The organism is Methylomonas sp. MED-D (genome assembly GCF_050276835.1).
Classification (GTDB): Bacteria; Pseudomonadota; Gammaproteobacteria; order Methylococcales; family Methylomonadaceae; genus Methylomonas; species Methylomonas koyamae_A.
Window position 1 is genome coordinate 1,802,021 of the sequence record NZ_CP189965.1, and the last position, 14,997, is coordinate 1,817,017.

At 54.7% G+C, this 14,997-nt stretch carries 9 protein-coding genes; 5 read left to right on the forward strand and 4 right to left on the reverse strand.

Features of this window, described 5'->3' with window-relative positions:
• The first annotated feature begins 457 nt into the window (after nt 1-457).
• From ACQE3E_RS07985 to ACQE3E_RS08000, 4 genes are all read left to right on the forward strand, one after another.
• Nucleotides 458-1,195, forward strand: coding sequence for a class I SAM-dependent methyltransferase (locus ACQE3E_RS07985; protein ID WP_427501470.1), 738 nt, complete (start codon nt 458-460; stop codon nt 1,193-1,195).
• Nucleotides 1,196-1,279: 84 nt separating this feature from the next.
• Nucleotides 1,280-2,086: a glycosyltransferase gene (locus ACQE3E_RS07990; RefSeq protein WP_427501472.1), complete on the forward strand. Its 807-nt coding sequence runs from the start codon at nt 1,280-1,282 to the stop codon at nt 2,084-2,086.
• Nucleotides 2,087-2,201: 115 nt separating this feature from the next.
• Complete coding sequence (locus tag ACQE3E_RS07995) at nt 2,202-3,659, forward strand: glycosyltransferase (RefSeq protein ID WP_427501473.1); 1,458 nt, start codon at nt 2,202-2,204, stop codon at nt 3,657-3,659.
• Between the two features lie 2 nt (nt 3,660-3,661).
• Complete coding sequence (locus ACQE3E_RS08000) at nt 3,662-5,236, forward strand: ArnT family glycosyltransferase (protein ID WP_427501474.1); 1,575 nt, start codon at nt 3,662-3,664, stop codon at nt 5,234-5,236.
• Nucleotides 5,237-5,331: 95 nt separating this feature from the next.
• Here ACQE3E_RS08000 and recG read toward each other — a convergent pair whose 3' ends face one another.
• The 4 genes from recG to ACQE3E_RS08020 form a co-directional block, all read right to left on the reverse strand.
• Entirely contained in the window at nt 5,332-7,449 is a 2,118-nt protein-coding gene (gene recG / locus ACQE3E_RS08005) for an ATP-dependent DNA helicase RecG (RefSeq protein WP_427501475.1), read from the reverse strand.
• Nucleotides 7,450-7,529: 80 nt separating this feature from the next.
• Complete coding sequence (locus ACQE3E_RS08010; RefSeq protein ID WP_427501476.1) at nt 7,530-8,651, reverse strand: HupE/UreJ family protein; 1,122 nt, start codon at nt 8,649-8,651, stop codon at nt 7,530-7,532.
• Nucleotides 8,638-9,861 (reverse strand): hypothetical protein, encoded by a 1,224-nt coding sequence (locus tag ACQE3E_RS08015; RefSeq protein ID WP_427501477.1) that lies wholly within the window; start codon nt 9,859-9,861, stop codon nt 8,638-8,640. The genes ACQE3E_RS08010 and ACQE3E_RS08015 overlap by 14 nt, the downstream gene beginning before the upstream one ends.
• Before the next feature lie 81 nt (nt 9,862-9,942).
• Entirely contained in the window at nt 9,943-11,610 is a 1,668-nt protein-coding gene (locus ACQE3E_RS08020) for a DUF4331 family protein (RefSeq protein ID WP_313728464.1), read from the reverse strand.
• Between the two features lie 848 nt (nt 11,611-12,458).
• Between ACQE3E_RS08020 and ACQE3E_RS08025 the strand changes: the two genes are divergently transcribed.
• On the forward strand, nt 12,459-14,996 hold the full coding sequence (locus ACQE3E_RS08025; RefSeq protein ID WP_313728463.1) for a hypothetical protein: 2,538 nt from the start codon (nt 12,459-12,461) through the stop codon (nt 14,994-14,996).
• The last annotated feature ends 1 nt before the right edge of the window (nt 14,997 follow it).

The window sequence follows — 14,997 nt, forward strand, 5'->3', positions numbered from 1 at the left end:
CGCGCGTTGGCCGAAACGAAGTCATGGCTTCGGCTTCGCTTCTCTCAAGTTTCCCGCCCCAGCGCTCACCGCTTGGCTGCCGAGAACCAGAACGGCGCTTACCGGTCGCCGGGCGTAGGGATGTTCCGCCAAATCAAGAAGGCACGCTTACAGTTTCAAATTATCCAAGGCCGTAACAGAGACGGCATCTCCTAAAATTGTCTATAGAAAACTTCTGCAATAGGCTATATTTCAACCGGAACTGACAAGTCTAAGCGGGAAAGCTAGCTTATCCGAGGTGTTGAAATCAGCTGGCGGGCCGCTTTAGATGGAATGGGTATATTTATTTAAAATTAAGCCTGATAATTTTTATATTAAAAATATTCAATTGCATATTCGAATTCATATTCGAATTTCGGCAGGGCTCTGTCGATGTTTGAACTTAGCTTCCAGGCACTATAGAGTAACTGAGCGTTTTATGAGTCAATCGGATTTCGAAGAGTATTCCCAAAAATCGATACATTTTTTTAGTCGCCGCGTTCCGCCGTTATTGGTAAAAGCGCTGAGTTTAATTCAATCAAATCCCACCGTGGTGGATGTGGGTTGCGGCGATGGGCATTTGGTTTGGTCGTTGTCCGAGAATAGTCATATCGCTGTCAATAGCCGAGTAATCGGCGTCGATATGTCGCCTATTCGCGTTCGACGATTCAGCGAATTAACCGGCTATCCTGGCATTGTGGCCGAAGGACACCATATTCCGGGATTGGCCGACGAAAGTGTCGATCTGACGATCAGTACCATGGTTTTGGAGCACGTACCGGACGAACTCGAATATCTGGCCGAATTGGCGAGAATCGCCCGTCGGGGCGGTTGGTTGTATCTCAGTACCGTCATTAGAAAATCGGGCGCATGGTATTTTCGCAAGGCGCCGGACGGGCGGCGCGTACTCGATTCCACGCATCTTCGAGAATATCCTTCGGTGGATTCGGTGGTTAAATTATTAGAAGCCAGTGGTTTTACCGTAAATGATCAATGCCTTACCCGTTTGATTTTTCCGATTGCTCATCCTGTCGTCAGGCTTTTGCATGCCTGGAGACCGATTAAAGAGGTTCAGAGAATTTTCCTAAACCCGGCGTATGCGTGGATAGAGAAACTTGCGTTGCCAATTCCGCGTTATCGTTCGATTGAGCTTTTAGCGACGCGTCGCGATATCTGAGGCTCTCAAGATTCGAATGCTGTTTGATTCGGTCAACAAAATAATAAGGTTTTAGTAAAAATACCCATTGTAGGAAATCAGTTAGTGACATCTGAAAATATCGAGTTATCCCGTATTTTGATTGTGATACCAACCTTAGGCGAGCGGCTTGACACGCTGCGAAGAACGCTGTCGTCTATTAAAGACCAGGCAGGTGTTTTAGTGGATACCGTGTTGGTATCTACCGCTCAAACACCGGAGCTTTCAGAGATTGCAACTGCTTTTGGTGCAAGAGTCTTGGTGCATCCAGGAAAAATTTCAGCGGCGGTGAACGCCGGATTCTCGGAAGCGTTGCCGGTGCATCGCTATGCGGGCTGGCTGGGCGACGACGATATGCTGCGTCCTGGGGCGCTGGCCACCGCGAGCGCTTTGCTGGGCAGCGATGCTTCCGCCGTCGTTGCTTATGGCGCTTGCGATTATGTCGATAGCAGCGGGAGTTTGCTTTTTACCCGCCGTCCGCCGTTCGCGGCGCCGTTTTTATTGCAGTTTGTTCCTGGTTTGATTAAGCAAGAAGCCTGCCTGTTTCGGCGTAGCGCGTTAACCGAGGTTGGCGGATTGGATGAAACATTAAAGTACACGATGGACTTGGACCTGCTGCTGAAATTACGGCGAGTAGGTGCGTTCGTTAAAACAGAACAGGTCTTGGCGGCGTTTTGTTGGCATGCCGGGTCGTTAACGATAGCCAACCGCCGGGCGTCGCTAGACGAAGCACAAGCCGTCCAGTGTCGGCATGTTCGCGGAATTTTCAAAATCTTCAGCCCGGTTTGGATGTATCCCATCAGGTATCTTATTTTCTTGCTGAATTGGAAAATCAACAAAGGATTAGCAAGCGCTTGTGAACAGCAATCATAAAATCTTATCCGTGTTATAGGATGTGGGTTTGTCGGCTGGCCTAATACAATTTTCAGCTTAATCAGAGCTGCAAATAATAAAATAAAATTCATTCTAAAAATTTCAGCGTTGAGCTATGACAAAGCGAAAAAAGTACAATCAGACTCGTCAGCTTGAAAATTCAACTCAAGCGGATCTGAATAAAAGGAGTTCGGGTGCTGGCCGCTCATTCAAGCTATTTAATGCACAGTTTTTTCGTTTCTTAGTTGTTGGTACGATCAATACCGGGTTCAGCTACTCCGTTTATGCTCTACTATTATTCTTTGGATTAAACTATAAGTTAGCCAATTTGGCGGCTTTGATTCTTGGTATTATCTTCAGCTTTATTACTCAGGGGCGTTTCGTATTTCGGAATACGAATGGCAAGTTATTTTTCCGTTTCGCATTTTGTTGGGCCTTGCTTTATATTTTTAACATTCGTCTGATCGAGTTTTTTATTAACCAAGGCTTCGATGCCTACCAAGCGGGCGCTATCGCGGTGCCACCAATGACGGTGCTTTCTTACTTTATTCAAAAAATAGTCATTTTTAGGAAACGCGCGGTTCAACCCGAGACGTCAACGATAGAAAATATCGTTAAGCCTAAACTATCTTTTAAGAATACTAAATTGTCGATAGTGCTGCCTTGTTACAACGAAGAAGAAGTATTACCCGAAACGAATAGCCGGTTGCTTGAGTTAATGAAGGAGATGCAAGAGCTTGGCTTGGTGTCGAAGGATAGCTTTATCTATTACGTTGATGACGGTAGCAAAGATAAAACCTGGGAACTGATTTCGAAATTTAATCAACAGAATGCGTGTATTCGAGGGATTAAGTTGTCTAGAAATCGCGGTCATCAGAATGCATTAATTGCCGGACTTTTTAATGCGGATGGCGAAGCAATTGTATCGATCGATGCGGACCTGCAGGACGATATTCAGGTTATTAAAGAAATGATTTATAAATTTAACGAAGGTTGCGAAATCGTGTATGGCGTCCGATCCTCGCGAGAGACCGATAGTTTCTTTAAGCGAGTGACCGCGCAACTTTATTACAAGTTGTTGAAAACGATGGGTGTCGATATTATTTATAACCATGCCGATTATCGATTAATGAGCAAACGAGTGATCGATTGCTTAAAAGACTTCAACGAAGTTAACTTGTTTTTGCGAGGCATCATTCCACAGCTCGGGTTTAACACCGCGACAGTCTATTACGAACGCGGCGAACGGTTTGCCGGCGAGTCCAAGTATCCGCTAAGTAAAATGTTGGCACTGGCTGCCGACGGCGTCACTTCGTTCAGCGTGGTGCCGTTGCGGATGATTACTTGGATTGGTCTTGGCGTCAGTTTGGCGAGTTTAGCGATGGTCGTTTGGATTTTTGTGGCTAAATTCGCTCTGGAAGCGACAATTCCAGGTTGGGCCTCTACTGTTTTGCCCATTTATTTTATCGGTGGAATACAGTTGTTGAGCATAGGCATCTTAGGTGAATATTTATCCAAGGTTTACATGGAAACCAAGCAACGGCCAAGATTCTTTATCGAAGAGATTCGTTGATAATGATTGCAAACTTTCCCATCGCTTATTTGGACCGGCGATACCGCTTTTCTCTATACCTGTTTATTATCCTGTCGATTGCGTTGACGACAAGGTTGGTGTTTTTTAACGGGCCTTTCGGTTCCGACGATCTGGTTTATCTCCGCCGCTCGCTTGATGTTACCTACGGCGAATGGGCTAGCGCGAATTACAACGGCGCATTACGCTACGGTTACAATATTCCGTCCGGTTTCATTCTCTATCTGTTTGGAGTGAATCTTTTTACAGCCAATTTATGGCCTTTGCTATGTTCATTAATTGAGATAGCTTTGGTATTTCGATTTGTTTGGAACGGGATCAACCACAAAACGGCGATTTATTCGGCACTTTTTCTGGCGTTGATGCCCTTGCATGTGGCCGTTTCCACACGGCTACATGCCGATCCCGTGGTGTCGATGTTTTTGACCTCTAGCTTCATTGCGTTTTTTAAGGCCGAAACAACCGGGAATAAATTGGCTTATTTTCTGACCGGTATCGCGTTAGGTTGTGTATTTTGGGTCAAGGAGTTGGCGGTATTAACTTTTAGTGCATTTCTTTTATACCCGCTGATTTTTCGTTGTTGGAAGTTTGGCTGGATTTATTTGGTTTTTGGCGGACTGGTGATGCTGTTGGCTCACTTTGCGCTGATGACAATGATTGCGGGCGATCCGCTGCACGCTTTTAAAACCGTCATCGGTCAGCTTAATCGTAGCTTTATTGGCGGAAACCAAGGCGAAGATAGTCCCTGGTACTATTTTTATTATTTGTTTTTCGATATTAAACATACCTGGTTAATACCGGTATTGGCGTTGTACGGTATCTGCGCGACTATCAAAACAATATTTTCCGAACGGTCCGTTAGCGCCGTTGCCTATGCCGCTTATTGGCTAGTTTCCTTGTTATTGGTGCTCTCGTTTTTTCCGGTGTCGTTGGCACCGCTAAAATTTGCAATGAAACAATCCAATTATTTAACCTTGTTTCTAGCACCGATCGCGGTTTTCGCCGGTATCGCGATTCAGCGTTTGCCACGCAAACTGGGCCATTTCTTGGTTTTTTTAGCATTGGCCGGGGGCATCGGTTTGTCGTTTTTGGAACAGCAGGCTTACCAAGTGTTTACCGCGAATAGTCGAGCGCTGGTGGCGTTCGCGGAACAACATCCCCAAAGGCTTGTTTTAGGTTCGGTCAATAATCGGAACATCGCCTGCGTCTACGCATTGCTGGGCGGCGACACCTGTGATCGACTGCGAATAAACGATTTCGCCGATATTACCTCCGAACTCACATCCTCGAATTCCGAGGAAGCCTACGCAGTTATTGATCGCGAAACCTTGGGATGGAGTCCCAGAGATATTAAACTGGAAAAAGCCCCCAACTGTTGGCGGGACGGAACGCTTTTAAGCCCGGCGGATAGCGGAAATAGTCGAGCTTTACTCACGCTCGTTTTAAATTCGGCGACATTCTTGCCGGCAAGCCTGAAGAATAAATTGCAGAGTTTGCAGACACCACAGCCCGCAACACTTTACCGGGTCGATTTGAACAATCTCTGGTGCAAAGGCTAATACCGGACTCGGCGAGGTTTTCGTAGAACTCGGCGCTGTTAAAAACCCAAGCCTGTGTCCATCTTGGTCCACGCACAGGCCGACGGACGCATCCGTCACGGCGCGTGCATCAAACCTATTTCGCCGGTTTCGTTGCGACCTATCCAGCGTTCGATCAGCGGCGCGATCGCTTCCGGCGCCAGCTTTTGCAATTCCGCGGCCGTGGGTGCCACCAAATCCAGCAAGTGACGGTCGCGGCCCAGATCGGCGATTTTGAATTGGATCTGGCCGGTCTGACGGCTGCCCATCACTTCGCCGGGACCGCGCAATTCCAGGTCTTTTTCGGCAATCACGAAGCCGTCGTGGCTTTCCTTCAAGATACCCAGGCGTTGTTTGCCGAGTAGCGATAACGGGGCTTGATACATCAAGACGCAGAAGCTTTCCTGGTCGCCGCGGCCGACTCGGCCGCGCAATTGATGCAATTGCGATAGACCCAAGCGCTCGGCATTTTCGATGATCATCAAGCCGGCGTTGGGAACGTCCACGCCGACTTCGATGACCGTGGTCGCCACCAACAAGTCGCATTCGTGACGCTTGAAGGCCTGCATCGCGGCGTCCTTGTCCACCGTTTTCATGCGGCCGTGTACCAAGGCGATGCGTACGGCCGGCAGCGCTTGTGTCAATAACACCGCGGTTTTCTCGGCGGCTTCGCATTGCATTTGCTCGGATTCTTCGATCAAGGTGCACACCCAATAGGCTTGGCGGCCCTGAACGACCCAGTGACCGATGCGGGCGATGATTTGCTCGCGCCGCTCGGCGGGTAGGACGCTAGTCGTCACCGGCCGGCGGCCGGGCGGCAGCTCGTCGATGATCGAAATATCCAGATCGGAGTATTGCAGCATCGCCAACGTGCGCGGAATCGGCGTCGCGGTCATCACTAATTGGTGAGGCCGCATGCCGGTGTTGCTGCCTTTTTCCCGCAGGGCCAAGCGCTGATGCACGCCGAAACGGTGCTGTTCGTCGATGACGATCAGTCCCAGTTTGTGAAATTGCACCTGGTCCTGAAACAGCGCGTGGGTGCCGACCGCGATGCCGGCGCCGCCGTCGGCCAGCGCTTGCAGGGTGGCTTGTCTGGCCTTGCCCTTGAGCTGGCCGGTCAAGAAATGCACTGGATAGCCGGTGTCGGCAAACCAGGTCGAGAAATTGCGGAAATGCTGCTCTGCCAGCAACTCGGTCGGCGCCATCACCGCGACCTGATAGCCGCTGTGCAGCGCCATCAAGGCCGCCAGCGCGGCGACCACGGTCTTGCCCGAGCCGACGTCGCCTTGCACCAGCCGCAGCATCGGTTGGGGCTGCTCGCAGTCGGCCTGAATTTCCGCGCTAACCCGTTGCTGGGCGCCGGTCAGCCGAAACGGCAGCCGTTCGATAAAGGCTTGCTTGGCTGCGTTTTCGAAATGAAATTCCGGCGCTCGCCAGCGTTTAAAGCTTTGTTTGCCTTGTAGGAGCGCTAGGTGATGAGCCAGAAATTCTTCGAACGCCAATCGCCTTAGGGCAGGGGACTGGCCGTCGCTGAGCTCGGCAATGTTTAAGTGCGGCGGCGGATTGTGTAGGGTTTGCAAGGCCTCGGCTAACGGCGGAAAACCATTACGGCTCAACACGGCGGCCGGCAGCCAGTCGCGGATACCGCCGCCTTCGCTTAAACATAAAGTCAGCGCCTGTTTGACCGCCTTGCGTAGCGTGGTTTGCGGCACGCCTTCGGTCAACGGATAGACCGGCGTCAGCGTCGGTTCGCAAAGTTGCTCCGGGGACTGGACGATCCGGTATTCCGGATGCACCATTTCCAAACCGGAGTAGCCGTAACGCAATTCGCCGTAACAACCGATCAGGGTACCGGGCTTGAGCTGTTGGCTTTGTTGCACCGAGAAATGAAAAAACCGCAACGATAAGCTGCCGCTGGCATCGCCGATCCGGCAAATCAGGCTGGGCCGGCCGCGTTGGATGGCGTCTATAAACTCCACCGTGCCGCAGACCAGTGCCGACGTGCCGGGTAACAATTCGCCGATCGGCGTGATTCGGCTGCGGTCTTGATAGCGCAAGGGCAGATGGAATAGCAAATCCTGTAGCGTGCGAATGCCCAGCTTCTCCAGGCGCGCGGCGGATTGCGCGCCTATGCCGTTCAACTTGGTGACCGGTTGTTGGGTGGGTTCCAGCGGAACGGATGATGATTTAAGCATGCCGCCAATTTGGCATGCTTGGCGCGGATTGGCAATGCCCGGCTGTTGCAAGTCTTGTTGGTCCCCGCGAACCAAGCTAGTCAGGCCAAAGCGGCGCTGACCGAGTAATAGCAATACAGCAGGCCCGCGATACCGACCAACAGGGAGCCGAGTCGCTGTAAAGTGCTGAGTGCCGGTATCGCCGCGCCGCGATTTCCAACCAAGGCCAGCCCGTAATATAAAGGTAGCACGGCACTCAAATGGCCCAGCTCCACGCCCAGGCTGAACGCGGCGACGGCCCAGGCCACTTGCTCGGCCGATAGCGCGGCGATGCTGTCCAACAAGCCGCCGGCAAATCCCAAACCGTGAAACAAGCCGAAGCCGAATGCAATCGCTTGCCTGGGTTTGCCGTGGCTGAGACGGGGCCAGACGATGTTTTGCATCGACACCGCGACGATGCTGAACGCAATCATAGGCTCGACCAATCGCGGCGATACCCGCCACCAATCCAGTACCGCCAGCGTCATCGTCAATCCGTGGGCCAGGGTGAACAGCAACACGATGATCGCCAATTCGCGCAGCGAACCGACTGCCAGCACCAGGCCGGCGACGAACAGCAAGTGGTCGTAGCCGTGCAGGATGTGCAGCCAGCCCTGAACCGTGTAATCCCAGCCCAAGCTACTGTCGAAGCCGGCCGCGTCCAACGATAGTCTCAGTATTTCTTGGTAAGCCAGCAACGCTTGATTGACCAAGTGCCCGTCTCGATAAACGCTCAAGCGGTAGCTGACTTCCCACGGATTGCCCGGCGCAAACTCGATTTCCCTCAGCAGGTTTTGGCCGATCTCCACGACGCCGGGTCTTTCGACGGGCAGCGGATAGGTTAGCCGATAGACCAACGCCTGGTTGAGCGTAGTCGGTGCCGACACGACTTTCCCGGTCAACGTTACGGAATCGGCGGTAAGGCGCAGGTGGGCCAGCAGATAGTCGCCATGTCGATCCAGCGCTTGAGCGTCGATGCCGCTATCGGCCGGCGTGCTTCGGTTGGCGATGACGATTTGCTCCAGCGGCACCGTCATCTCCAACAAGGTTTGCTCGGTGCCGATATGCAAGGTTGCCGAACCTTGCGCAATCGGATGGGAAAAGCTAGGCCGGCCCGCCAAGCCGCCGGCCACTTGCAGACAGAAGCACAACAAGCAAAGCCGGCAAAGGCTAGCGATGCGCATGGAAATCGTCGTAATGCGGATTGATTTGCCGGGCGCGTTCCAACGCCGCCCGGCCTTCGGCGTCGAATCCGGCCGCCAGCAGAATCATGCCGGCATGGCCGTATAGATGGGCGTCTTCCCAGCGGTAGCTCAGCGCGGCACGGGCGTGAACGACCGCCGCCTGGATTTGTCCGTCGCGGAACAGCGCCCAGGCCAACGCATCGTGGCTCACGGCGTTCGGCCGCTGTTCGAGATCAAGTCGCGCCCAAGCGCTGGCGTTGGTGCCGTCCAGATAAGCGTCGGCGTACAAGGCCGCCAGATGATGGTAGTACTGGGTTTGGCCATTGCGGGTGGCATCCAGGTAAAAATCCAAAGCCTTGTCGTGCCAGTATTTCGCCGGCTCGGATTGGCCCAGGAATTGGTAAAGATCGCCCAGGCTTTGATAAAACTCCGGCTTGCGGGTGCAGAGCGCCAATTGCCGATAAACCGCCACGGCTTCGGCGTAACGCCGTTGCGCCGCCATCCATTCGCCCCAGTAATCGGCCGCCAGCCAATAACCGGAGTAGGCGCGTAGCGCCAGCCGGTAATGCGCCTCGGCCGCGCCGGCATCGCCGTGGCTCAATGCCAGGTAGCCGCGCTGCAATTCCAGCCAGGCAAAATCGCGCATTGCCTTGGAGGACAGCAAATCCTCGGCATCTTGATAGGCTCGATCGGCCAGTTCGGTTTGCCCGGTTTTGTCCATCAGCAACGCGTATTGGGCCAACAGCGCCCAGTCGGTTTGCCGAGCCGATTCGGTCAGCAACTTTTGAGCATCTTCGATGCGGCCTTGCTGCAAGGCGATGTCGATCGCCAAGCCGAGCCGGCTAGGCGTGTCGTCCCAATTGGCCTGTGCGGCCAGTTCGGCTAGATGAACCGCTGCTTCGGCGGGTTTATGGTGGTGAGCGGCCCAGCGGGCCTCCAGCATCCGTAGCGCCGGGCTATCCGGCGCCGCGCGCCGCGCCGCCGTCAAGCGTTGTTCGACGGTGGCGCGGTCGCCGGGGGTGGCGCTCAGCCAGTAGCGTTGGGCGGCCAACATCGCCTGATTGATCGGGCTTTCGCCCGAAGTACCGGCCGCTAAATCGGTCAGCTTCGACCAATCGCGACGATAATCGGTGGTTTCGAAAGCGCCGAACAGTGCCAATGCCAGCCCCGCCCAGGCGGCCAGCATCCAGCCCGCCACCGCGAGAGCCATTCTCGTGGCTGACCGGGTTCGCGAGCGGACGCGGTCGCCACGCGGCGCGCCTGCCGGTCGGTGCATGGCTTCGGTAACGGCTTACCAGGGCTCGGCCAGATACGGGAATTCGGTTAAGAACGGCTTGTCGTTTTTGACCGGATTCGGCGTGGTTTTGGGCTCGATTGGGGCGGAAGCCCATAGCGCCGGGTTGTTCAAGGATTCCACGCTGCAGGGTTTGCCGCCGCACCCGTTTTCCATGTCCAGAAACAAGGACAAAAACCGCGTCGCCACCTGGTCTTCCAGGCGCCGGCCGAAGGGCCACGAGCCGTTGGTATCCATGTCTATCGACGCCACGTTCGGAATAAAGATTTCGAAGGTGCGCGGCGGTTTGATGTCCAGGCCTTTGACGTTCCAGCTGTTGTCCGGCATGTTGACCCGTTGGAAAAAACACTTTTTGGAGCGCTTGAAGGCCTCGATCGCCAGATCGTAGGTCTTGAACACCGAGACCGGCGCGTTGGAATGGTCGAAGCAACTGTTCAGCCCCAGTGCGTTGATCGACGGCCCGAAGCCCCAGCCCAAGTGGGCAAAGCGCTTGACGTAGACTTCGCCGAGTTTGACGTTGTCGGCCAGTTGCTTTTCGTCTTCCCGCAGATTCAGCGCGGCATCCAGGAAGGGTACGCCGTCCACGTCGACTTTTTTGTAATCGCTGAGGCGGTTGTTGAAGCCGGCCACCGGCGCCGGCGATTCGTGCGCGCCGCCGAGCTTGGCCAGCAACGACCATTGCGAATGTTCCGGAATCGCCTTGGCCTTCGCCGATGCGCGCAGCATCCAACTTTCGCCCCATGTCCGGACAATGCGTTCGGTTTCCGGGGTTTTGGTCAAAAACTTCAGCGGCAGTTCCAACACAATCGCGTTGACGTTGCCGCCGGCGCGGGCGTCCTGGCCGGTATAAACGAAGCGGAAATTACCGTTGGCATCCTTGTAGAAGCGGTTGCCGTTCCAGGTCATTGGCTGCTTCGGTAGGTCCTTTTTGACCGTGATACCCCATTCCGGCAAGTTTTTATCGTAGTTGAAGAAGCTATTGCCCTCCAGCTCAAGCAAGGTTTTCGGAATCCGGGCCTCGGCGGATTTTTTGTCCTTGACCGGTACGTGGTAGTACTGCGGCGCGTAATTGATCGATCGGAAAAAGCCGGGTAAGTCGTTAAAAAACGCATCGTCGCGGCCGCCGACAAAGGTTTTGATCGCGAATCCATCCGGCGTTTTCAGTTCGACGACTTTGTTGGTATCGATCACCTGCGAGAAGTCGCCGCCCGGAAAGCCCAGGAAATCGAGTTTCGCTTGGTTTTGTTGATTGAACGTGACCCTCACCTCGCCGGGTTTGAAATTAATGTATTTCTTGCCGACCGCCTCGGCGTAATTCAGCAGGTTTTTCAAATCGATTTGGTCGCCCATGCCCAGCGCCGCGCGCGGATCGGGATCGAATTGGATCCGGTAGAGCAGGTCGGTATCGAATACCCCGGCCTTGGGAATGGACGCGAAGGTCAAGGCCACGACGACTTGTTCGCCCTGACCTTGGTCGGCACTGGGGTAGCCGAATAAATCGTACAAATCGGCGGCGCTCGGCGGGATGTCGGCGAAAATCGAGTTGATCGCGTTAGGGTCGTTGTGGTCGGCGGCTTGACCGAAGTGCGGAATCAGGCATAGGCCGAGTGTCGCTAGACCGATTCGGCAGGTACGTGCGGTGCGAAACGAACGGAAGATGTGCATGGCTGTAATCCCCTTCTGTAGTTGTTGTAGGGAAAGCGCCGCTCGGCGGGGACGCGTGCCGGACCGGATTCGGCTGGGGCGCGAGTGTCGAAACGGAGTCTGCAAGCTAACTCCAGACCCGAATAAAGTCAACGTTACGAAATGTAGGCTTATTTTATGGAACGGGAGCTGGAACATTTTGCAATGTCCCATAGGCGTAATTGAGTGAAAAAATTCACCGCTTAAAAAAAAATTTTGGTCTACGATTCACATTATTGGCAACCTACTAACGCCTTCCAAGGGGGTAGACCGTGGTGACAGGCGCGAAATCCTTAGCTCTCGCTGGTAACGCACTCCGCGAAACTCCTACCATCTTTACTAAGCCGCCGCTAGGCGCAACGCTTGCTCGCCGTCTGTTTTCGAATCGGCGCACCTCCGAACTTGCCCGCTTACCGACCGGCCTCCGTCCTCCGGCCGGCGGTTTTTTTTGCGCCTGGATACGGCAGCAAGGCGAGCCGACTTCGGTTTCGGACGCGCGGATTTTTTTAAGCTCCAGTTCCGTTTATCGATGTCGTCTTAACTCGCCGCCGCTTGGCTGAGCGCTACTGGCCGATCGCCGAGTACGGCGGACGCCTGGTCAACCGCGACTTCGATCGAATCCCGTACCGGGCGGCGCCAAGGCGCGGCTCGGTTTAACTCACGGCTTGCCGAGCGGCGCGTCATCGCGCGCCACCGCTCGAGAAGCCGCGCGAAAAACGCAGCGGCGCGGGATGGCCCGCCCAGGCACAAGCCGCTGTCGGCGTTATCGAGCAAATGCCAATAACCATAACAAGGCGTTGCCCGCTGAATCTATCTATCCGGAGGAAATCATGAACTCACAACTACCCAAGTTATTGGCGCTGGTGGCGATACTGGTATCGTCGTCAACGGCGCACGCGACGTTTTGGTCCAAGGCCGGCAAGGTCAAGGACGAAGCCCTGCAAGCCGGCCGCGGCGCGGAAACCCTGAAGGGTGCCGACGACGATTACTTCAAGGACATGGACTACGGCGCCAGCAAGGACCCCGAGGCCTTGGCGCGCGCGCTGAGCCCCTACGTGCCGGGCATTTCCGCCAAGGACGCTCACGACGCGGTGGTACGCGGCCGCAACAACTGGATCGTCTGGACCGCCGGCAACGACCGCTTCTGGAACGACATCGGCAAAACCAGCGTCGGCACGCTGGATTTTTTAAAAATGCTGTCCAGCCACGATACCTTGAAATTCAGCCGCGACAATCGCTGGAATTATTTGGGTCTGGTCAACGAACCCTGCTTCAAGAAACCAACCGCGCCGCGCCAGGACCGTTTCGGCCTGTGGCTGGACGAACGGACCGGCGATTGCCCGGCCGACCCGTTCGAGGACGAAACGAAATATCCCGGCGTTAAAATCGGCGCGCGCGGTAAAACCGTGCCGGTCGGCTCCTACTACGGTTACGCGACTGGCGTGGTCGGCTTGCGTTTGTTTCCGAATCCGGATTTCGACGAGAAAGCCGCCAAGGCATGGAACCCGGAAAAGTTCTATAACGATCCCAGCTATTACAACAACAAAGACCTGATCCGGCCTTACCGAGTCGGCATGTCTTGCGGCTTTTGCCATGTCGGCCCCAATCCGGCCAATCCGCCGGCCGATCCGGAAAATCCCAAATGGGAGAATCTCAATTCCAATCCCGGTGCCCAGTATTTTTGGATAGACCGGATTTTCTCCTACGAGGCCGATCCATCCAGCTTCCCGTTCCAGTTGTTCCATACCTCGCGGCCAGGCGCGCTGGATACCTCGCTGGTTTCGACCGACTACATCAACAATCCGCGCACGATGAACGCGGTTTATAACTTGGGCGCGCGGATGAAAAACGCGCTGAAATTCGGTCAGGAACGCATCGCCGGCGGCGGTCTGAACAATCGTCAGTTCAACGATTTGAAACTGCCGGCCGAAAGCCCGCTCAACAGCTTTTTCAAACAACCGGATACGGTGTGGACGCCGCGCGTGCTCAAGGACGGTGCCGATTCGGTCGGCGCGCTGGGTGCGTTGAACCGGGTATTCGTTAACATCGGCCTGTTCAGCGAGGAATGGACCGAACACTTCCGCCCCTTGATCGGCGGCGAAAAAATCTCGCCGTTCCCGATCGCTACCGCTCGGAAAAACTCGTCCTACTGGAATGCCACCGAGCAACAAACCCCCGACTTGGCGCTGTTCTTCCTGGCCACCGCCCAGCCGGACTATCTGAGCAAGGCTCCCGGCGGCGAACAACATCTGAAAGCCTCGGCCGAGGTGTTGACACGCGGCAAGGAGGTGTTCGCCGAAACGTGCGCCCGTTGCCATTCCAGCAAACTGCCGGAAAAAGCCTATAGCTTCTTCCCCAACGGTTGCGTCGGTTCGGATTACCTAAGCTGCTGGAACAACTACTGGAAGTGGAGCAAAACCGACGAGTTCAAAACCGAGATGAAGGCCATCGTCGCCAAGCCGGACTTCCTGCAAGACAACTTCCTGTCCACCGAATTGCGGGTACCGGTGACCCTGTTGCAAACCAACGCCTGCAGCCCGTTGGCGACCAACGGCTTAGCCAACAACATCTGGGATAACTTCACCTCGCAAAGCTACAAGGATCTGCCGTCGGTCGGCAAATACACGGTGCATCATCCGATCACCGGCGCCGCCTACGACTACGACATGCCGGGCGGCGGCCGCGGCTACACCCGGCCGGCCTCGCTGGTCAGTCTGTGGTCGACCGCGCCGTATTTACTGAACAACTCGGTCGGCAAGTTTTATCCCAGCGGCTCGGTCGAAGACCGGCTCAAATCCTTCGACGACTCGATCCGGCAAATCCTGTGGCCCGAAAAACGCAGCGGCAACCGCGACATTGTGGTGGTCGATTCCGCCAATCCGGCCGAACGCAAGGTCTTGAAAGGCCAAGTGGATGTCACGACCGCCAGCAGCTATCTGCGGGTGCCGAAAGGCTATCTGCCGGACTTGCTGCAACCGCTGGTCGAGCCGTTCAGCCTGTTGAAACCTTGGGCCTTCGATAAGTCCGGCGTGGAACTGGGGCCGATTCCGAAAGGCACGCCGGTCAATCTGGTGTCCAACATGAACCTCGATCCCAGCGATCCCAAGCACGTGTTTCACTTAATCAAAGTGCTGAAGGACGTCAAAAAGGCCTTGAAAGCGATTCCGCAAGGCGCTAGCGACGAAGAGGCGATCAAGGTTTTCGACGACAGAAAAATCGTCGACGACATGTTGAGCGTCAGCAAATGTCCGGACTTCGTGGTCAATCGCGGCCACTACTTCGGTACCGACTACTTGGCCGAGGAAAAAGACCGGGCCTTGAGCGACGCCGACAAGGAAGCCTTGATCGAATTGTTGAAAACCTTCTGAT

What these genes read in the sequence shown, in the direction of transcription:
- ACQE3E_RS08020 (WP_313728464.1), bottom strand. Translation starts at nt 11,610, where the DNA reads ATGCACATCTTCCGTTCGTTTCGCACCGCACGTACCTGCCGAATCGGT.
- ACQE3E_RS08025 (WP_313728463.1), top strand. Translation starts at nt 12,459, where the DNA reads ATGAACTCACAACTACCCAAGTTATTGGCGCTGGTGGCGATACTGGTA.
- ACQE3E_RS08000 (WP_427501474.1), top strand. Translation starts at nt 3,662, where the DNA reads ATGATTGCAAACTTTCCCATCGCTTATTTGGACCGGCGATACCGCTTT.
- ACQE3E_RS08015 (WP_427501477.1), bottom strand. Translation starts at nt 9,861, where the DNA reads ATGGCTCTCGCGGTGGCGGGCTGGATGCTGGCCGCCTGGGCGGGGCTG.
- ACQE3E_RS07995 (WP_427501473.1), top strand. Translation starts at nt 2,202, where the DNA reads ATGACAAAGCGAAAAAAGTACAATCAGACTCGTCAGCTTGAAAATTCA.
- ACQE3E_RS08010 (WP_427501476.1), bottom strand. Translation starts at nt 8,651, where the DNA reads ATGCGCATCGCTAGCCTTTGCCGGCTTTGCTTGTTGTGCTTCTGTCTG.
- recG (WP_427501475.1), bottom strand. Translation starts at nt 7,449, where the DNA reads ATGCTTAAATCATCATCCGTTCCGCTGGAACCCACCCAACAACCGGTC.
- ACQE3E_RS07985 (WP_427501470.1), top strand. Translation starts at nt 458, where the DNA reads ATGAGTCAATCGGATTTCGAAGAGTATTCCCAAAAATCGATACATTTT.